Source organism: Kocuria rhizophila DC2201, from assembly GCF_000010285.1.
Lineage (GTDB): Bacteria > Actinomycetota > Actinomycetes > Actinomycetales > Micrococcaceae > Kocuria > Kocuria rhizophila_A.
Genome location: NC_010617.1, coordinates 2,410,410 through 2,429,978 on the forward strand (window position 1 = coordinate 2,410,410; position 19,569 = coordinate 2,429,978).

Here is a 19,569-nt window from a genome sequence, read left to right on the forward strand (position 1 = left end):
CTCCTGGATCGGTGGCGGGCCGGGTGCGCCCCGCGAGACTCACTTGTACGCGGAGATCCCCGTGATGGACTTGCCGATGATGAGGGCCTGGACGGTCTCCGTGCCCTCGTACGTGTGGATGGCCTCGATGTCCGCGAAGTGCCGTGCCACCCGGTTCTCCATGAGGATCCCGTTGCCGCCCAGCAGGTCGCGGGCGTTCATGGCCACCTGGCGGGCCGTGCGGGTGGCGGTGTACTTGGCGAGGGACGCCTGTGGCCCGCTCAGTGTGCCCGCCTCCTCCTTGCGTGCCATGGCCATCACCAGCGTCTGGATCTGGGTGAGCTCACTGAGCATGCGGGTGAGCCGCTCCTGCACGATCTGCGACGCCGCCAGCGGGCGCCCGAACTGGTGGCGCTGCATGGCATAGTGCACCGCGGTCTCGTAGCACGCCTGGGCGTGACCCACCGCGGCCCACGCCACCCCGATGCGGGTGGCGAACAGCACGGCCGAGGTGTCGCGGAAGTTCTTGGCGTGGGGCAGCACGTTCTCGGTGGGCACGAACACGTTCTCGAGCGTGATCTCCGCCTGGTGGATGGCGCGCAGTGCGAGCTTGGCCTTCATGGTGGTGCCCGTGTAGCCCTCGGACTCCTGGGGGACCACGAAGCCGTGGACCGCGCCGTCCTCGTCGCTGCGGGCCCACACCACGGTGATCCCGCCCATGGAGCCGTTGCCGATCCACTTCTTGGCGCCGTTGAGGATGTAGCCGCCCTCCACCGGCGTGGCCCGGCTCTCGAGCCCGATGGAGTCCGAGCCGTGCGCCGGCTCGGTCAGCGCGAACGCGCCGAGCAGCTTGCCCGTGGCCATGTCCGGCAGCCACCGCTGCTTCTGCTCCTCGCTGCCGCACAGGGCGATGGACCGCATGGCCAGCCCACCCTGCACACCGGACACGGTGGAGATGGAGCCGTCCCCGCGGGAGAGCTCCATGGCCACCAGGCCCGCAGCCATCTTGGACATGGGGGGCATCCCGGGGACCTCCACTCCATCGCGCAACAGGTCCATCTCGCCCATGCGCCGCACGAGGTCCAGGTTGTACTCGCCACGGTCCCAGTACTCCGCGATAACGGGCAGGACTTCCTCCTGCACGAATGTGCGGGCCCGCAGCTGGTGGGCGCGGTCCTCTTCCGAGACACCCTCGTAGATCCCGGCCTCGTCCGTGGCCAGGGGCTCGTTGAGGTCGTAGTGCGGCTCGAGCGTGCCCGTGGGGAAGTCCTCGGGGTGCTCGATGGTGATGCCGGTGGTCTCCGTGCTGTCCTTGCTCATGATGACTCCTCGATCCTTGCTGGAAGCTGCTACTGCTGGGCGGCGTCGAACCGGGCACCGCGGACGCGCTCGGCCGCGCCGCAGCGGTCCAGGTACGGGGTGATGCCGCCGAGGTGGAAGGGGTAGTTGGCGCCGAGGATCATGCAGAGGTCGATGTCCCGGGCCGAGGCCACCACGCCCTCGTCCAGCATGTAGCCGATCTCCTCCGCGAGCGCGTCCTGCACGCGAGTGAGCAGCTGGCCGCCGGCGCCGTCGCCGGACTGCGCCGTGACGCCGTTCTCGCGCCGCGTGCGCTCCAGGGCTTCGTTGGCGCCCTCGGACAGGTAGGTCTCGGAGGACTCCCCGCGGGCCGGCAGGGTGTTCTTGAGACCGGCGTCCGCCACGGCGTCCAGCCACGGGGAGAGCGTGAAGCGCTGCGGGTAGGCGTCGTTCATGGTGTGGGTGATGTGCACCAGCACGGCGGGGCCCACGAAGTCCAGCAGCTGCAGGGGGGTCATGGGAAGCCCCATGGCGTCCAGGGCGTGGTCCACGGTCTCGGGGTCTCCCCCGGCGTCCATGGCGCGGCCGATCGAGTCGAACATGCGCGTGAGCACGCGGTTGACCACGAAGCTCGGGGCGTCCTCCACGCGCACGGCGATGCGACGCAGCTTGGCCGCGAGGTCGAACGCGGTGGCCAGGGTGGAGTCGTCGGTCTTCTCGCCCGCCACGATCTCCAGCAGGGGGGTGACCTCCACGGGGTTGAACACGTGGAAGCCCACGAGTCGCTCCGGGTGCTGCAGGTCCCGGCCCATGGCGGTGATGGAGAGGGAGGAGGTGTTGGTCGCGAGAATCGCGTCCTCCTTGATGACCGGCTCCCACTGGGCGAAGACCTGGCGCTTGACGTCCAGCTCCTCGAACACGGCCTCGATCACGAAGTCCGCGTCCGCGAGGTCCTCCGGACTCCGGGCGCCCGTGATGAGCGAGCCGAGCTGCTCGGCCTGCTCCGGGGTCATCCGGCCCTTCTCCGCCTGAGCCGCGAAGCGGTCCCGGGTGCGCTGCACACCGGCGGCCAGGCGCTCGTCGTCGAGGTCGGTCATGACCACCGGGATGCGCGCGCCCTGGGCGATGAGGGACGCCAGCTGGCCCGCCATGAGGCCCGCGCCGATCACGGCGGCCTTCTTGATCTCGCGGACGGGGGCGTCCGGGACGTTGGCGGCCTGCTTGCTGCGCGCGCTCACGAGCTCGAACGCGTACAGGGACGCGCGGGCGGCGTCGGACTGCACGATCTGCGTGAACGCCTCCACGGCGGCCTCGCCGTTGACCACGCGGGACTCGGTGCGCGCGCGGCCCACGAGCTCGATGGCAGCCACCGGGCCGGGGGCGGCACCGTGCCAGGCGCTCTCGGCCTTCGCGGCGGCCTTCTCCACGGCGGCGGTCCAGGTCTGCTCGTCGTCGGTGGTGCGGCGGGGTTCGTGCTTGCCCTCGAGGGTCTCCACGACCCAGGTCTGCCACGAGGTCTCCCACTCGTCCGTGCCGGGGGCACCGTTCAGCACGGCGTCCACGAGACCGATCTGAGCGGCCTTGGCGGGGTTGAGGTTCTTACCGCGCATCGAGTCCGTGACGATGATGCTGAGCGCGGCCTCCGCGCCCACGAGGTGCGGCAGCAGGTAGACGCCGCCCCAGCCGGGGAAGAACCCGAGGTGGCACTCGGGCAGGCCCATGGGTGCCTTGCCCGAGGTGGAGAGGCGGTAGTCCGTGTGCAGCGCGAGCTCCAGGCCGCCGCCCAGGGCCACGCCCGTGATGAGCGAGAACGTGGGGACGTCCATCTCCGCGAGCACCCCGAAGGCGTCGTGGCCCGAGCCCACGTACTCGTCCGAGGTGCCGCTGAGCTGGGCCGCGCGGATCTCCTTGAGGTTGGCTCCGGCGCCGAAGGACTTGGTGTTGCCGGTGACCACCACGGCCTCCACCTGGGAGGTGTCGATCGCGGACAGCTCGCGCTGCAGATCCCGCATGGCCTCCGAACCCCAGATCACCAGCCCGTTGGGTGCCGTGGAGTCCAGGGACACCAACGCGATGGGCTTCTCCCGGCCCGGCAGCACCGGGTGGGTCACGGTGATGGTCACGGTGGACGGGAAGGACTGATCGCTCACACTTGCTCCTGAGTCTGGGTGAGGGGTGGCCTGGGCCACAGGATTCGTCTCGAAGTCTGCCCTGAGACGCAGTCTCAGGTCAAGACATCCCGCCGCGGTCCGACCATCCCGGCCCCACCTCCCCGGGCGCGCCCGACAACGGGCCCCGCAGCGTGGCGGAGGGGCGCGCGTCAGCCGCGCAGCGCCTCGTAGACGGAGCGTGCCGTGCGCTCGGCGACGTCCGCGGGGTTCCCGCCACGGGGCACGAGCACCACGATCGGGGCATCGCCGCCCACCCACACCGTGTCGGTCCGGTTCCCGCCCACGACGCCGCCGCGCGGGTTCGCGAGCGCAGGCTCGCCGTGCTCCCCCGGTCCCGCCGCAGACCCGTCCGGGTCCGCGCCGACGTCACGCCCGCGTGCGGTGTCCACCCCGCCCCCGACCGGCGCACCGGCCGAGGACCCGGGCGGGTCAGCCTCCGGGGTCGCGGCATCGTCCTCGGCCGGGGCGTACAGCGCGGACGGCGTCCCCCTCAACAGCTGCGGGCCCGATGGGGCAGCTTCCTGAGTCGCCGCGTCGTCGTCGGCGGAAACGTCAGGAGAGGACGGGGTCCCGCCCGAGGACGACGGGCCCGACGGGGCAGCCCCCGGGGGCGCTGCGGCGTCACCGGCCGAGGCGTCCGACGAGGACGAGGTTCCTGCCGGGGCCGTGGCCCCGGCAGGGGACCAGGATCCGGGTGCGCCGGCACCCGACGACGCGGCGTCGTTCGCGGTCGGGCGACCCGCCGGGGACGGGGAGCCGTGAGCGTACGGGGGCGCCGCGGCGTCGTCGAGCTCGAGGGAGACCTGTGCGGACGAGAACGAGAGGTCCACCGGCGAGCCGGACGGGGCAGTCTCCTGGTGGATCACGCCGAACAGCGCACACAGCCACACGACCCGCCTGCTCAGCGCAGCCGCGAGCTGCTCCCCCTGCCCCGGCCTCGGACCGCGCAGCCACGTGCGCAGGAACGCGTTGTGCACCGCCACGGTGGCCGCGGGCAGCGCCACTGCCGTGACGCGGCGGTCCGGGGAGTCGGGCAGGGCGGCACGCAGGAAGGCATGGAAGACCCGCTCGTAGCGCGAGGACATGGCGATCTCACGGTCCCGCAGGGACTCGACGCGCTGCAGGAGGTCGTGCCGGGCGAACGCGCGCTGCGCGTGGTCCAGGTTGTGGCGGAACACGAGCTGCGCGCCCTCCACCAGGCCGTCCTGCGGGGACAGTCCCGGGCGCTGCAGCAGGGCCTCCAGCCGCTCCAGGGTGGCCGCGTGGTCCGCGAAGACGACGTCCTCCTTGCTGCCGTACTTGCGGAAGAACGTGGCCCGGCTGATGCCTGCGGCCTGGGCGAGCTGCTCCACGGTGGTCTCCATGTACCCGTGGTCCGCGAGCATGCGGATGGAGCGCGTGACCACGTCCTCGGTGACGGCGCTGGCCTCACTCATCTGGGTCTCCTCACACGACGACGGGCGGCTGTGGGATCGAGGGTAGCCGCATTGAGACGGAGTCGCACGGGAACCGGTCTGCAGGCCCTGCGGCGAGCGCGTCGGACACGCCGGTGCGCAACGCTCGACCCGGGGTGACGTGGGCTACACTCAGCGGTGTTCTTGGGGCACAACCCCAGCAACCGATCACCGGATGTCGTCATATCCATTTCGAATTCCCGGACGCTGGCCTCATAAGCCCTCGTTCCACTTCGCTTTTGAGGAGGCGAGATGCGTTACTCCCGCATTTCCAAGACTCTCGGTGTCGCCGCAGTGGCGGCCATCTCCCTGACCGCCTGCAGCGGCGGCGGCGACTCCAACGGCTCCGCCGACGGCAGCGCCATCATCACTGCGGACTCCGTGGAGCCCCAGAACCCGCTGGTGCCCACCAACACCACCGAGACCGGTGGCGGCCTGGTGATCCAGCAGATCTTCAACGGCCTGGTGAGCTACGACTCCGAGGGCAAGACCCAGAACGACCTCGCGGAGTCCATCGAGTCCCAGGACAAGCAGACCTGGACCATCAAGATCAAGCCGGACATGAAGTTCACCAACGGCGAGGCGATCACCGCCCAGAGCTTCGTGGACTCCTGGAACTACGGCGCCGCGGCCAAGAACGCCCAGGGCACCGCGACCTTCTTCGAGCCCATCGAGGGCTATGAGAAGGTCTCCGCCGAGGGCAGCACCGAGGACAAGATGTCCGGGCTGAAGGCCGTTGACGACCACACCTTCACCGTCAAGCTGGTCTCCCCGCAGTCGGACTTCGAGCAGCGCCTGGGCTACACCGCGTTCGCCCCGATGCCCTCTTCCGCATTCAAGGACATGAAGGCTTTCGGCGAGAACCCCGTGGGCTACGGCCCCTACAAGATGGCCAAGGACGGCGCCTGGCAGCACAACTCCAGCATCGACCTGGTCAAGAACGACGACTACAAGGGCCCGGAGGCCGCCAAGAACGGCGGCATCACCTTCAAGCTGTACCAGAACCCGGACACCGCCTACCAGGACCTGATCTCCAACAACCTGGACGTCCTGCAGCAGGTCCCCACCGGCGCACTGGGCAACTACAAGTCGGACCTCGGCGACCGCTACTCCGACAAGCCCTACGCCGGCATCCAGACCCTCGCCGTGCCCGAGTACCAGGACAACTGGAAGGGCGAGGCCGGCAAGCTGCGCCGCCAGGCCCTGTCCATGGCCATCGACCGCCAGGAGATCACCAAGGTGATCTTCAACGAGACGCGCTCCCCCGCCACGGACTTCACCGCCCCCACCATCGAGGGCTACGACGAGAGCATCCCCAACTCCGAGAACACCAAGTTCGACAAGGAGAAGGCCAAGGAGCTGTGGGCCAAGGCCGAGAAGATGCAGCCCTACAACAAGTCCCAGAAGCTCACCATCGCGTACAACGCCGACGCCGGTGGGCACAAGAAGTGGGTGGACGCCGTTGCCAACCAGGTCAAGAACAACCTGGGCATCGAGGTGGAGGGCAAGTCCTACTCCACCTTCAAGGAGCTGCGCACCGACGCCAAGGCCGGCAAGCTGACCGGAGCCACCCGCTCCGGCTGGCAGGCCGACTACCCCTCGATGTACAACTTCATGGGCCCCATCTTCTCCAAGGGCGCCTCTTCCAACGACTCCCGGTACGACAACCCGGAGTTCGAGGCGAAGCTGAACGAGGGTCTCGAGGCCAAGAGCTCCGAGGACGGGGTGAAGAAGTTCCAGGAGGCGGACTCCATGCTGCTGAAGGACCTCCCCTCCATCCCGCTCTGGTACAACCAGGCGAACACCGCGTGGTCCGAGAACGTGTCCGGCGTGGGCACCGGCTGGGACGGCGTTCCCGAGTACTACAAGGTCGAGAAGACCAAGAACTGATCTTCTGACCCCGATGCACACGTGGTGACAGGGAGGCGCGTGAAGTCCGCGCCTCCCTGTCACCACGTGTCATAGAGAGGAGCCCCTCTTGGCCTGGTATCTGGTCAAAAGACTGCTGCAGCTGATCCCCGTCTTCTTCGGCGCCACGCTGCTGGTCTACTTCCTGGTCTTCATGACCCCCGGTGATCCGCTCGACGCGCTGTGCGGGGACAAGGGCTGCACGCCCGGTGTCGCCGCCGCGCTGACCGCGCAGTACCACCTCAACGACCCGTTCTTCGTGCAGTACTTCAGCTACATCGGAGGTCTGCTCACCGGCGACCTCGGCGTGAACTTCTCCGGACGCGAGATCAGCGACGTGCTCGCCGGCGCGTTCCCCGCGACCGTCCGGCTCGCGATCATCGCCCTGGTGTTCGAGGCGATCTTCGGCATCACCTTCGGCCTGTACGCCGGGCTGAAGAAGGGCGGCTGGTTCGACTCCACCGTGCTAGTGGTCTCCCTGATCGTCATCGCCGTGCCGATCTTCGTGCTCGGCTTCGTGATGCAGTACTTCGTGGGCGTGAAGTGGGGGCTGGCCAAGCCGACCGTCTCCGGCGCCGCGGACTGGAGCGACCTGATCCTGCCCGGCATCGTGCTGGGCCTGGTCTCCTTCGCCCAGGTGCTGCGCCTGACCCGCACGGCCGTGGCCGAGAACGCCAGCGCGGACTACGTGCGCACCGCCACCGCCAAGGGCCTGACCCGCGGCCGCGTGATCCGGGTGCACATCCTGCGCAACTCGATGATCCCCGTGGCCACCTTCCTGGGCATGGACCTGGGTGCACTGATGGGCGGCGCGATCGTCACCGAGGGCATCTTCAACGTCCCCGGCATCGGCAACCAGCTCTACAAGGCACTCACGCTCGGGGACGCACCCATGGTGGTCTCCGTGGTGTCCGTGATGGTGATCATCTTCTGCGTGGCCAATCTGCTGGTTGACCTCCTCTACGCCTGGCTCGATCCGAGGATCCGTTATGCCTGAGAACAACTTCGAGAACAACGACGCCGCGGGCCGGGACCTGAACCCCGAGGCCCGCTCCCACGAGGCCGCCGTGCGCGAGGTCCGGGAGACCGCCGACACCCCGGCCGGCTCCCACCAGAAGGACCTCGGCGGGGTGAGCACCGGGATCATGATGGAGCACTTCGTCGCGGACGTGGCCCAGACCCCGGTCTCGGCCACCGACTCCCGCTCCGCCGAGGGCGCTCCCGTGAGCCTGTGGCGCGACGCGTGGCGGCAGCTGCGCAAGAAGCCCACGTTCATCATCGCGGCCCTGCTGATCGTGCTGGTGATCGTGGTGGCCCTCTTCCCGCAGCTGTTCTGGACCCAGGACCCCTCCGCGGCGTCCTCGCAGTGCCTGCTGGAGAACTCCAACGGCAAGGCCTCCGCGGGCCACCCCATGGGCTTCACCGCCCAGGGCTGCGACGTGTACTCCCGCGTGATCGCCGGGACCCGGGCCTCGCTCATGGTGGGTCTGTTCACCACCATCGGTGTGGTGGTCATCGGCGGGATCATCGGTGCGCTGGCCGGCTACTTCGGCGGCTGGATCGACGGCGTTCTCGCGCGCCTGGGCGACATCTTCTTCGCGCTGCCCCTGATCCTGGGTGCCCTGGTGGTCATGCAGCTGCCGTTCTTCAAGGCCAACCGCGGGGTGTGGACCCTGGTGGTGGTGCTGGTGCTGTTCGGCTGGCCGCAGATCGCGCGCATCATGCGCGGCGCGGTGGTGGAGGTGCGCAACGCGGACTACGTGGTCAGTGCCCGCTCGCTGGGCGTGTCTTCCTTCGGGATCCTGATGCGCCACATCATCCCCAACGCGATGGCGCCGGTGATCGTGATCGCCACGATCTCGCTGGGCACGTTCATCGTGGCCGAGTCCACTCTGTCCTACCTCGGCATCGGCCTGCCGCCCAGCATGATGAGCTGGGGCAACGACATCTCGGACGCGAAGGACGCCTTCCGCTCGAACCCGATGCCCGTATTTTGGCCCGGCCTGGCGCTGTCGCTGACCGTCCTGAGCTTCATCATGCTCGGTGACGCGCTGCGCGACGCGCTGGACCCGAAGGCCCGGAAGAAGTGATGAGCATGTCCCAGGAGAACAACCGCCCCCTGCTGGAAGTGCGTGATCTCGGGATCGCGTTCACCACGGCCACGGGTGAGGTGCAGGCCGTGGAGGACTCGAACTTCACCGTGATGCCCGGTGAGACCGTGGCGATCGTGGGCGAGTCCGGTTCGGGCAAGTCCACCTCCGCGCTGGCGGCGATCGGGCTGCTGCCCGCGAACGGCCGCGTGAACGCGGGCAAGATCATCTTCGACGGCGAGGACATCACCCACGCCAGCGAGAAGCGCAAGGTCAAGCTGCGCGGCAGCCAGATCGGCATGGTCCCCCAGGACCCCATGTCCAACCTGAACCCCGTGTGGAAGGTGGGCTTCCAGGTCCGGGAGACCCTCAAGGCCAACGGGCTGCCCGCGAAGGATGAGGACGTCGCCCGCGTGCTGAGCCAGGCCGGCCTGCCGGACGCGGAGAAGCGTGCGAAGCAATACCCGCACGAGTTCTCCGGCGGCATGCGCCAGCGTGCGCTGATCTCGATCGGTCTGTCCTGCCAGCCGCGGCTGCTGATCGCGGACGAGCCCACCTCGGCCCTGGACGTCACGGTCCAGCGCACCATCCTGGACCACCTCCAGACGATGACCGACAAGCTCGGCACCGCGGTGCTGCTGATCACCCACGACCTCGGCCTCGCCGCGGAGCGCGCCCAGAAGGTGGTGGTGATGTACAAGGGTCACGTGGTGGAGGCGGGGCCCGCCCTGCAGCTGCTGCGCAACCCGCGCCACCCGTACACCCAGAAGCTCGTGGACTCCGCACCCTCGTTGGCCTCCCGCCGCATCGAGGTGGCCCGCACCCGCGGGGTGGAGTCCGAGGACCTGCTGGCCGAACATCCCAAGACGGCGATGCAGACGGCGCTCAAGCAGGACTTCGTGCAGGTCCAGGACCTCACCAAGGTCTACAAGCTGCGCGGGTCCTGGGGCCGTTCCGAGGACTTCACGGCGGTGGACAAGGTGTCCTTCTCCATTCCCCGGGGCACCACCACGGCCGTGGTGGGCGAGTCCGGCTCCGGCAAGTCCACGGTGGCCAAGATGATGCTCGGGCTGGAGCCGATCACCTCCGGGTCGATCGTCTTCGACGGGCAGGACGTTGCCGGGCTGAAGGGCAAGGAGATGTTCGCCTTCCGTCGGCGCGTGCAGCCCATCTTCCAGGACCCGTACGGCTCCCTGGACCCGATGTACAACATCTACCGCACCATCGAGGAGCCCCTGAAGGTCCACGGCGTCGGGACGTCCAAGGAACGGGAGAAGAAGGTCCGTGAGCTCATGGACCAGGTCTCCCTGCCCCAGTCCATGCTCGCGCGCTACCCCAATGAGCTCTCGGGCGGTCAGCGCCAGCGCGTGGCGATCGCCCGTGCGCTCGCGCTGAACCCCGAGCTGGTGGTGTGCGACGAGGCGGTCTCCGCTCTGGACGTGCTGGTGCAGGCGCAGATCCTCAACCTGCTGGCCGAGCTGCAGCACGACCTCGGGCTGACCTACCTGTTCATCACGCACGACCTCGCCGTGGTCCGCCAGATCGCGGACAACGTGTGCGTGATGCAGAAGGGCTCGCTGGTGGAGCGCGGTTCCACGGACTCCGTGTTCGAGAACCCGCAGACCGACTACACCCGCCAGCTGCTGGCGGCGATCCCCGGTGCGGGTCTGATCAACGCGGTCTGACCCCGGCGGTTCGACCGCTGTGCCGGGCCGGGACGACCCGGCGGCAACGACGACGCCCTGGTTCCCCGAAAGGGGAACCAGGGCGTCGTCGTTGGTGGGCGGTCTCAGCCAGCGCCCCGCCGCGCGGTTCAGCCCCCGAACGCTGCGGTGACCTGACCCGGGACCGCCACGCGCACGGCGTAGAGCGAGCCCGCGGTGGGCTGGACGTCCTCCGGGAGGTTCTCGCGCGACGTCGTGATGTAGAGCGTGCGCAGGTCCTCCCCGCCCAGGGTGCACGCGGTGGTCTGCTTGGCGCCCACCGTGACCACGGTGTCCAGGGTGCCGTCCGGGAGGTAGCGGTGCACCTGGCCCGCGCCGTTGAGGGCCACCCACACGGCACCCTCGGAGTCCACGGTCAGCCCGTCCGGGCTCACGGACACGCTGCCCGGCTCGTAGCTCTCCTCCGGGTCAGTGGCCGCCGCGGCGGCGTGCTCGTCCAGCACCGGGGCCACGAACGTGCGGCGGTTGCGCAGCCCGCCCTCGGCGCTCCAGTCGAACACGGAGACCTCGTGGGTGGGGGTGTCGTTGTAGTAGGCCAGCGTGCCGTCCGGGGACCACGCGATGCCGTTGGAGATGCTCACGCCCTCGAGCACGGGCTCCCAGCTGAGGTCCGTGGCCACGCGGTACAGCGTGGCGGCGCCCTCCGCCTGGTCGTACGCCATGGACCCCACGTAGAAGGAGCCGTCCGGGGCCACACCACCCTCGTTCATGCGGATCTCCGGGGTCTGCCACAGCGTGGTCTCCCGCGCCACCGCTCCGTGGGCGTCCGTGAGGAGCACCCCGCGCTCCACGGCGACGAGCTGCCCGCCGCCCGCCCGGGGACGCACGCACGCGGCCACGTCCCCCACGTGCTGCCGGCGGGGCTGGTCCTCCGGGGTGAACGTCATGACGTCCCCGGCGAGCATGTCCACCCAGGCCAGCCCGCCCCACTGCCGGCTCCAGCACGGCCCCTCGGCGTGGTGCATCCAGGACGGGGTGATCCTCTGCGCTGTCAGCTGGTTCACAGTTGCGGCCTCCTCGGGCTGGTGGGTGCGGGGATGCGGTCACGGTCGTAGGTGATCTCCGTATAGCCGTGCGGCACGGGCTCGCCGTTCTCGTCCAGGCTCACGAACACGATCTTGTCGATGCTCAGGATCAGCTCGCGCGTGATCATGTTGCGCACCTGCGCACGCATGGTCAGGGACGTGCGCCCGAACCGGGTGGCGGTGAGGCCCATCTCGATGAGGTCCCCCTCCACCGCGGAGGACACGAACTCGATCTCGGACATGTACTTGGTGACCGCCCGCCGGTTGCCCAGCTGCACGATCGCGTAGATCGCGGCCTCCTCGTCGATCCACCGCAGCAGCGAACCCCCGAACAGGGTGCCGTTGGCGTTGAGGTCCTCGGGCTTGACCCACTTGCGGGTGCGGAACGAGATGTCGCCGGGCTGTCTCATGCGCCCCAGCCTATGCGGGCGGGCTCGGGGCCGCGCAACGACGACGCCGCTCCGCAGCCCCCGCACGCCGCGCACCGGGTCCTGTGCCGCCGTCCGCCCCAGGCGGGAGTGCGGGTCTCCCCCGCACGCGCACCCGCACGCCGCACGCGCACCCGCACGCCGCACGCGCACCCGCCCGCCGGGGCTCCCGCACGCTGCGCACCACTGCCGATGCGCGTCCGGTGCGGGCGGCACGGTGGCGCGCGGCGGCGTCGTCCGCGATGATGCGGTCATGAGTGCCACCACGCGGGCCGCGAGCGCAGAACTGCAGGACCCCGGGCCGGGGTTCCAGCGCCGGGTGCTGAGCGTGCTCGCCCTGGGGCAGATCCTGGGCGGGCTCGGCGCCGGTGCCACGCTGACCCTCGGCGCCCTGCTGATCACGGAGGTCTCCGGGAACAGTGCGCTGTCCGGCACGGCGTCCACGATGAACACCCTGGGTGCCGCCCTGGTGGCCATCCCGCTGGCGCGCCTCGCGCAGCGCCGGGGCCGCCGGGTGTCGCTGAGCACCGGTGCCCTCGTGGCGGTCCTGGGCGCGGCCGTGATCGTGGTGGCCGCCACCCTGGACCTGCTCCCGGTCCTGCTCGTGGGCATGGGGCTGCTGGGTGCGGGCACCGCCCTGAACCTCCAGTCCCGCTTCGCGGCCACGGACGCGGCCGCCGCCCGCACGCGGGCGCGGGACCTGTCCCTGGTGGTGTGGTCCACCACCGTGGGGGCCGTGGTGGGCCCCAACCTCTTCGGCCCCGGTGAGGCGATCGGGCGCGCTCTGGGGCTGCCGCCGTTCACGGGCGGGTTCGTGATCGCGCTGTGCGCGCAGTGCCTGGGTGCCGGTGTCTACTTCGTGGGGCTGCGCCCGGACCCTCTGGCCGTGGCGCTCGCCCGGGGCGGACCGGTGGCGAACAGGCCCGATCCTGCCGGCGGGTTCACCCTCGTGCGCACGGTCCCCGCCGCGCGGCGTGCCGTGCTGGTGGTCGCGCTGTCCCACGCGGTGATGGTGAGCGTGATGTCGATGACCCCGGTGCACCTGACCAGCCACGGCGCCACGCTGTCCGTGGTGGGCCTGACCATCTCCCTGCACGTGGCCGGGATGTACGCGCTCTCGCCGGTGTTCGGCTGGCTCGCGGACACCATCGGGCGCGTGGGCACGGTGCTGCTGGGGCAGGGGCTGCTCGTGGCGGCGCTGCTGCTCACGTGGCTGGGCTCGGACCAGCACGGTTTCGTGCTCGCCGCCCTGGTCCTGCTGGGGCTCGGCTGGTCCGCGTCCACCGTGGCCGGATCCACCATGGTCACCGAGTCCGTGGCGGCCCACGACCGGCCCGGGCTGCAGGGCACCTCGGACCTCGTGATGAACCTGTGCGGCGCGGCGGGCGGCGCCCTCGCCGGTCCCGTGCTCGCCGCGGTGGGCTTCTCGGGGCTGGGTGTGGCCGCCATGCTGCTCGTGGCACTCGCGACCGCCACCGCGCTGCGGGGCCGCTGAGGGCGTCCCCGCTGGACCCCACGGACGGCGACGCCGCCCCGGGGGCGACCGGGACGGCGTCGTCGTGAGCTGGGTGGGGGGGGCGGCTACTGTGCGTCCGCGTCCCCGGTGCCGTCGGTGGGACGGTCGGTGCGGCGGGCCGCGCGGCGTCGTTCGCCCTCCGCGACCGGCGGACCCACGACCACGGGGAACGCACCCGTGTAGCCCTCGCGCTCGGCGGCAATGGCGCGCACGCGGTCCCGCACCAGGAACCAGCCGACGATCAGCACGGGGACCACCACGGCCATCGAGGCCACGGTGAGGGTACCCAGCGGGTAGTCCAGCGCCACGAGGATCATCACGCCCACGAGGAACGCCATGGTGAGCCAGTTGGTGTACGGCGCGAACGGCGCACGGTACGCGGGGCGCTGGTAGAGGCCCTGCTTGGAGAGCCGCACGAACTTCTGGTGCGGCAGGGTGATGGCGGCCCAGCCCACCAGGATGCCGATCGCGGAGATGTTCAGCACGATGCTGAACGCCTCCTCCGGGACGTAGTAGTTGAGGATGACGCCCAGCGCCCCCACGCCCACCGTGAGCAGGATGCCGCCCGCGGGAACACCCGAGCGCGTCATCTTCCCGGTGAACTTGGGCGCGGAACCGGCCATGGCCATGGAGTGCACGATCCGGCCCGTGGAGTACAGGCCCGCGTTGAGCGAGGACAGCGCCGCGGTGATCACCACGAGCTGCATGATGGGCCCGATGCCGTCGATGCCGATGGAGCTGAAGAACGTGACGAACGGGGACTCGTCCGCCGAGTACGCCGTGTACGGCAGCAGCAGCGTGAGCAGCAGGATGGAGCCCACGTAGAACAGCGCGATGCGCAGGATCACCGTGTTGATGGCCTTGGGAATGGTCTTGCGCGGGTCCTGGGTCTCACCGGCGGTGATGCCCACCAGCTCGATGCCCGAGTACGCGAACACCACGCCCTGCGAGACCACCAGGGCGGGGAGCAGACCATTGGGGAAGATCCCGCCGTTCTCGGTGATCAGCGAGAACCCGGTGGGCGCACCCGTGGGGGTCCCGAAGAGCACGAACGCCACGCCCACCACCAGGAAGACCACCAGCGCGGAGACCTTGACCACCGCGAACCAGAACTCCATCTCCCCGAAGACCTTCACGGAGATCAGATTGGTGGCCATGACCACCACGAGCACCACCGCGGCCAGCAGCCACTGCGGCAGGTCCGCGACGAACTGGCTGTACTGCCCGAACCACTTGACGTAGATGGCCATGGCGGTGGCGTCCACCACCGTGGTGGAGGCCCACGAGAGCCAGTACATCCAGCCCACGAAGTACGCGCCCTTCTCCCCGTAGAACTCGCGCGTGTAGGACACGAAGGAGCCCGAGGACGGCCGGTGCATCACCAGCTCCCCGAGCTGGCGCAGGATCAGGTAGCCGAAGAACCCGGCGACCGCGTACAGCAGGAACAGGGCGGGGCCGGCGTCCGCGAGACCGCCACCGGCGCCCAGGAACAGACCCGTGCCGATCGAGCTGCCGATCGCGATCATGTTGATCTGGCGCGCGGTGAGTCCCTTGCTGTACCCCTCCTGCTCGGCGACGTACTGGGTGCGCGTCTCCTCCCCGCCGGACGGCAGGGGATCGGAGGGGTGCGAAGCCATGGGAGAACACCTTTTGTCGGTTGGTGGGAAGGGTGCGCGGCACCGGCGAAGCGGTCAGCGCACAGGGGAAGCCTACGCGCGCACCTCCACCACCGGGGCACCCGCCCGGTCCGTGACCCTCAGCGTCCGGTGCGCTCCCGGTGCTCGCACCCGGGCCAGCAGCACGGGCGGCGCTTGCCCTCGTGCATCTCCTCGCCCGTGCGCCGGATGCGGCGGGCACGGGTCTCGGGCTTCTTGGCGTCCTCCACCCAGCACACGAACTCGTTGCGACCCAGGGGCGTCAGCCCGCGCCACAGCTCGGCGGTCTCCGGCTCCGCCAGCAGGGCCTCGGCGAGGTCCGCGGGCAGCTCGTGGACCACGCCGCCGGGGAGGGCGGGGGCCTGCTCGGGGGACGACGCCGCGGCGCTGGGCGCGCTGCCGGGCGCGGGCGTCGTCGTCTGTGGGGTGCCGCTCACGGTGCTCTCCCTGCCGTGGTGGGGACTGTCGGGGGGATCTCGACACCGGAAGTGTGCCACGTGACGGGGTGAGGCACCACGTGCGAGCCTGCCACCATGGGGCCATGACGCTCACGCTGCGACGCCCCACTCTCGAGGACGAGTCTGCGGTCCGCGCGTTGCACGAGCAACTGCTGCGCGACGACTTCTCGTTCGTCCTGGACGAGGGGACGTGGCCCGGGGTGCTGGCGGCCGTGGACCGCGCGTCCCGGGGAGAGGACCTGCCTCCGGGGTTCGTCCGGGCGGACTACCTGCTCGCGGAGGTGGACGGCGAGATCGTGGGCCGCACGTCCATCCGCTACGAGCTCAACGACTACCTGCGCCGCGTGGGCGGGCACGTGGGATACGGCGTGGGCCCCGCGTTCCGGCGGCGAGGCTACGCCACGGAGATCCTGCGGCAGTCGGTGGAACGGCTGAACACGGCCGGCGTGGAGCGGGTGCTCGTCACATGCGCCGACGACAACGCGGGCTCCGCCGCGACCATCGAGGCCTGTGGCGGGGTGCTGGAGAACGTGGTCCAGGACGGGAACGGCCGCCCGACCCGTCGCTACTGGATCGACTGAGGGCTGCGGCCCCCGCCACGTTCTCCCGGCGTCGCCAGACCCCCACCGAGGATCCCCATGTAGTGCACGTCGATCCACTCACCGTCGAACAGCAGGGCCTCCCGACCCGTGCCCTCGTGACGGAACCCTGCCTTCTCGTACACGTGGCGGGCGCGAGGGTTGAAGTCGTACACCTCCAGGGTGATCCTGTGCAGCCCCATGGTTTCCAGCCCGTGCCGGACGATCAGCCGCGTGGCTTCCGTCCCGAGTCCACGCCCCCGGCCCGGCGCGCCGACCAGGATGCGGAAACCGCACGAGCGGTTGCCCTCGTCCCAGTTGTTGAGCACCGCCTCTCCCACCAGCAGACCGCTCGCGGTGTCGATGACGGCCAGGACGAGGCGGTCCTCCGCCACAGCCCACTGCCCGTAGATCTCACGGAGCCGGTCGAGGGGTGGCCCCTCGTAGGCCTCGGTGCTGGAGTGCAGGCTTCCCGTGAGTCGCGCGACCTCTGGGTCCTCACGGAGCAGCGCATCGACGAGGTCCGCGTCCTCCGCACGAATGGGGCGCAGGGTCACCAGCTCACCGGTCAACGTGGGCTTACGGGCGAACGGGGTGGGCTCACTCCTGGGGTGATCGTAGAACGTCCCCACCGTCACCCCTCCCCCAGCCCCCGCGCCAGGCGAGCCATGATGTCTCCCAGCCGGGCGACGTCGTCCTGCGTGAGCGCGGCGAAGAAGAGCTCCTCCACGTCCCGCGCGTGGTCCGGGCGCAGGCGCCGGAACGCCTGTGCGCCCTCGACGGTCAGCGCGGCTTCCCAACCGCGGCCGTCACCGGGCGCACGACGCCGCTGCACCCAGCCTCGCTCGCCCAGCACCTTGACCTGGTAGTTCAGCCGCGACGGCGAGAACACCATCCGGCGGGCCAGCTCACCCATGCGCAGGCAGCGCCCGGGAGCCTCGTGGAGCAGCAGGAGCAGCTGGTACTCCATGAGCGAGCAGCCCTGTGCCTTGAGACGCTCCTCGATCCGGGCCGTCAGCAGCGCCGTGGTCTCGAAGTAGAGCCGCCACGTGTCCCAACGGTCGGGCCCCTCCGCGCCGGTGATCGGCCCCGGGGTGGTCGCCCCCGCGGAGCTCGGCTCGGAACGGTCCTCGGGCTGGCTCGGTTCTGGGGGCATGGAGCTCATCCTCGCACCGCCGCCAGCAGGTCCTCGAAGTTCGGCACCGCGGCGAACTCGTCCCGCACGGGGCGTTCCGGGCGCGGCGGCGCGTTCCGCCGGGCCCCCACGGACTCCGTGGAGGCATCGTCCGCGGCGGAGCCGCCGTCCCCCGTGGCCCCGGATCCGGTGCCGTCCGCGGGACCCGGCCCGGCGGCGTCGTGCCCCGGCGCCCCGGCCCCGAGCATGCCGGCGAGCGCCGCCCCGGCCCGCTCGATGCGGCCCTGCAGGGAGGCGTCAGCCCAGTCCTCCGTGGCGGCGTACACGCCGATGGGCAGCGTGAGCGCCTTGAGGTAGCTGAACAGCGGGCGCAGGGCGGTGTCCAGGACCAGCGAGTGCCGCGGGGAGCCGCCGGTCGCGGCCACCACGGTGGGCAGGTTCTCCAGGGCGCCCTCGTCGAAGAGGTCGAAGAACGCCTTGAACAGCCCGGAGTAGCTCGCCTTGTAGGTGGGCGTGGCCGCGATCAGCCCGTCCGCGGCGAGCACGGCGTCCAGCGCGTCCTGCACCGCGGCGGGTGCCGTGCCGGTCAGCATGGCGTCCGTGATCCCGTGGGCGATCTCCCGCAGGGCCACCACGCGCACCTCGGGCTCCTCACCACCCCGGGCGACGACGCCGCTCGCGGCCCGCGCGATCGCCCGCGCCAGGCGCGTGGTGGACGCGTCCTCGGACAGGCCCGCGGTCACCACGGCAATGCTCTGTCGCTCGGTCATCTCGTGTCTCCTGACTGCTCGGTGCTTGTGACTGCCCTGTGCTCCACCTCGTTGCGGCGCGGGTGCCGCCCCGCGCGGGGCGGCACCCGCGGGACGGGCTACGCGGTGGGCTCCTGCGCCGCCCCGGCGTTTCCACGGGAGGCGGCCTCCGCCTTGGCAGCCCGGTCCCTGGCGGCCTGCGAGTCCGGCCCGCCGCCGGGGATGGGATCTTCCCCCGCCGCGCGGCGCGCCACGAGGGACGCGTGGGTGGGGGCCTCCGGCACGTGGGCCGGCCGGGCGGCGTCGAACTCCTTGCGCAGCACCGGGAAGACCTCCTCGCCCAGGACGTCCATCTGCTCCAGGACGTCCTTGAGCGGCAGACCCGCGTGGTCCACCAGGAACAGCTGGCGCTGGTAGTCGCCCGCGTACTCCCGGAAGGACAGCGTCCGCTCGATGACCTGCTGGGGCGAGCCCACGGTCAGCGGCGTCTGGGCCGTGAACTCCTCGAGCGAGGGCCCGTGGCCGTACACCGGCGCGTTGTCGAAGTAGGGCCGGAACCGGCGCACCGCGTCCTGCGAGTTCCTGGCCATGAACACCTGCCCGCCCAGGCCCACGATCGCCTGGTCCGCGGAGCCGTGGCCGTAGTACTCGTAGCGCTGACGGTAGAACGCCACCATGCGCTCGGTGTGCTCCTTGTTCCAGAAGATGTTGTTGTGGAAGAACCCGTCCCCGTAGAACGCCGCCTGCTCCGGGATCTCCGGGGAGCGGATGGAGCCGTGCCACACGAACGGCGGGACGTCGTCCAGGGGCCGCGGGGTGGACGTGAAGCCCTGCAGCGGCGTGCGGAAGCGCCCGGAGAAGTTCACGTCCTCCTCGCGCCACAGCCGGTGCAGCAGCTGGTAGTTCTCCACGGCCAGCGGGATGCCCTGTCGGATGTCCTTGGCGAACCACGGGTAGACCGGGCCGGTGTTGCCGCGGCCCATGGTCAGGTCCACGCGGCCGTCCGCGAGGTGCTGCACGTACGCGTAGTCCTCCGCGATCCGCACCGGGTCCGTGGTGGTGATCAGCGTGGTGGCGGTGGAGAGCTGGATCCGCTCGGTCTGCGCCGCGACCGCCGCCATGAGCACGGGCGGGTTCGCGGGGGCCACGAACGGCGGGTTGTGGTGCTGGCCGGTGGCGAACACGTCCATGCCCAGCTCCTCGGCCTTGCGGGCCATGGCCACCGTGGCCTTGATGCGCTCGTTCTCGGTGGGGGTGCGCCCCGTGGTGGGGTCCTGGGTGACGTCCCCGATGGTGAAGATTCCGAGTTGCATGGTCCCTGCCTCCTCCTCGGCGGGCCGCGCGCCCGCCCTGGTATTTCAAATTTGAACTACCTCTGTAATGCGGTGCCCCCGGGGAAT

At 70.5% G+C, this 19,569-nt stretch carries 17 protein-coding genes; 6 read left to right on the plus strand and 11 right to left on the minus strand.

Translation table 11 applies throughout. The annotated features are described in order from the left end of the window. Positions 1-39: 39 nt before the first annotated feature. The 3 genes from KRH_RS10375 to KRH_RS11825 form a co-directional block, all read right to left on the minus strand. Positions 40-1,299, minus strand: a complete 1,260-nt coding sequence (locus KRH_RS10375) for an acyl-CoA dehydrogenase family protein (protein ID WP_012399163.1) — start codon at positions 1,297-1,299, stop codon at positions 40-42. 29 nt (positions 1,300-1,328) lie between these two features. After that, entirely contained in the window at positions 1,329-3,428 is a 2,100-nt protein-coding gene (locus tag KRH_RS10380; RefSeq protein ID WP_012399164.1) for a 3-hydroxyacyl-CoA dehydrogenase NAD-binding domain-containing protein, read from the minus strand. Between the two features lie 170 nt (positions 3,429-3,598). Continuing rightward, positions 3,599-4,885: a TetR/AcrR family transcriptional regulator gene (locus KRH_RS11825; RefSeq protein WP_012399165.1), complete on the minus strand. Its 1,287-nt coding sequence runs from the start codon at positions 4,883-4,885 to the stop codon at positions 3,599-3,601. Positions 4,886-5,155: 270 nt separating this feature from the next. Between KRH_RS11825 and KRH_RS10390 the strand changes: the two genes are divergently transcribed. From KRH_RS10390 to KRH_RS10405, 4 genes are all read left to right on the plus strand, one after another. Continuing rightward, positions 5,156-6,793 carry a peptide ABC transporter substrate-binding protein gene (locus tag KRH_RS10390; protein WP_012399166.1) on the plus strand — a complete coding sequence of 546 codons (1,638 nt, stop codon included), beginning with the start codon at positions 5,156-5,158 and terminating at the stop codon, positions 6,791-6,793. An 88-nt stretch (positions 6,794-6,881) separates the two neighbouring features. After that, entirely contained in the window at positions 6,882-7,808 is a 927-nt protein-coding gene (locus tag KRH_RS10395) for an ABC transporter permease (RefSeq protein WP_012399167.1), read from the plus strand. Further along, positions 7,801-8,901 (plus strand): ABC transporter permease, encoded by a 1,101-nt coding sequence (locus tag KRH_RS10400; RefSeq protein WP_012399168.1) that lies wholly within the window; start codon positions 7,801-7,803, stop codon positions 8,899-8,901. Before KRH_RS10395 ends, KRH_RS10400 begins: the two co-directional genes overlap by 8 nt. Continuing rightward, entirely contained in the window at positions 8,901-10,586 is a 1,686-nt protein-coding gene (locus tag KRH_RS10405) for a dipeptide ABC transporter ATP-binding protein (protein ID WP_041297426.1), read from the plus strand. The genes KRH_RS10400 and KRH_RS10405 overlap by 1 nt, the downstream gene beginning before the upstream one ends. A gap of 128 nt (positions 10,587-10,714) precedes the next feature. Here the strand turns inward: KRH_RS10405 and KRH_RS10410 are convergent, their stop codons facing one another. Together KRH_RS10410 and KRH_RS10415 are read right to left on the minus strand one after the other, a co-directional pair. Beyond that, positions 10,715-11,629 carry an SMP-30/gluconolactonase/LRE family protein gene (locus KRH_RS10410; protein ID WP_012399170.1) on the minus strand — a complete coding sequence of 305 codons (915 nt, stop codon included), beginning with the start codon at positions 11,627-11,629 and terminating at the stop codon, positions 10,715-10,717. Continuing rightward, entirely contained in the window at positions 11,626-12,060 is a 435-nt protein-coding gene (locus KRH_RS10415; RefSeq protein WP_012399171.1) for an acyl-CoA thioesterase, read from the minus strand. Before KRH_RS10415 ends, KRH_RS10410 begins: the two co-directional genes overlap by 4 nt. A gap of 271 nt (positions 12,061-12,331) precedes the next feature. Here KRH_RS10415 and KRH_RS10420 point away from each other — a divergent pair, with 271 nt between their 5' ends. Continuing rightward, positions 12,332-13,573, plus strand: a complete 1,242-nt coding sequence (locus tag KRH_RS10420; RefSeq protein WP_050738073.1) for an MFS transporter — start codon at positions 12,332-12,334, stop codon at positions 13,571-13,573. 86 nt (positions 13,574-13,659) lie between these two features. Here KRH_RS10420 and KRH_RS10425 read toward each other — a convergent pair whose 3' ends face one another. Next, complete coding sequence (locus KRH_RS10425) at positions 13,660-15,231, minus strand: amino acid permease (RefSeq protein ID WP_012399173.1); 1,572 nt, start codon at positions 15,229-15,231, stop codon at positions 13,660-13,662. A gap of 119 nt (positions 15,232-15,350) precedes the next feature. After that, positions 15,351-15,686: a YdeI/OmpD-associated family protein gene (locus tag KRH_RS10430; RefSeq protein WP_012399174.1), complete on the minus strand. Its 336-nt coding sequence runs from the start codon at positions 15,684-15,686 to the stop codon at positions 15,351-15,353. A gap of 104 nt (positions 15,687-15,790) precedes the next feature. Here KRH_RS10430 and KRH_RS10435 point away from each other — a divergent pair, with 104 nt between their 5' ends. Continuing rightward, positions 15,791-16,288, plus strand: a complete 498-nt coding sequence (locus KRH_RS10435; protein WP_012399175.1) for a GNAT family N-acetyltransferase — start codon at positions 15,791-15,793, stop codon at positions 16,286-16,288. Here KRH_RS10435 and KRH_RS10440 read toward each other — a convergent pair. The 4 genes from KRH_RS10440 to KRH_RS10455 all read right to left on the minus strand — a co-directional run bounded on the left by KRH_RS10440 (position 16,273) and on the right by KRH_RS10455 (position 19,482). Further along, on the minus strand, positions 16,273-16,857 hold the full coding sequence (locus KRH_RS10440) for a GNAT family N-acetyltransferase (protein WP_226905819.1): 585 nt from the start codon (positions 16,855-16,857) through the stop codon (positions 16,273-16,275). The two genes, KRH_RS10435 and KRH_RS10440, sit on opposite strands and share 16 nt — an antisense overlap. Positions 16,858-16,919: 62 nt before the next feature. After that, positions 16,920-17,441: a MarR family winged helix-turn-helix transcriptional regulator gene (locus KRH_RS10445; protein ID WP_012399177.1), complete on the minus strand. Its 522-nt coding sequence runs from the start codon at positions 17,439-17,441 to the stop codon at positions 16,920-16,922. A gap of 5 nt (positions 17,442-17,446) precedes the next feature. Next, on the minus strand, positions 17,447-18,190 hold the full coding sequence (locus KRH_RS10450) for a CE1759 family FMN reductase (protein ID WP_012399178.1): 744 nt from the start codon (positions 18,188-18,190) through the stop codon (positions 17,447-17,449). A 98-nt stretch (positions 18,191-18,288) separates the two neighbouring features. Beyond that, on the minus strand, positions 18,289-19,482 hold the full coding sequence (locus KRH_RS10455; RefSeq protein WP_012399179.1) for an LLM class flavin-dependent oxidoreductase: 1,194 nt from the start codon (positions 19,480-19,482) through the stop codon (positions 18,289-18,291). Positions 19,483-19,569: the final 87 nt, after the last annotated feature.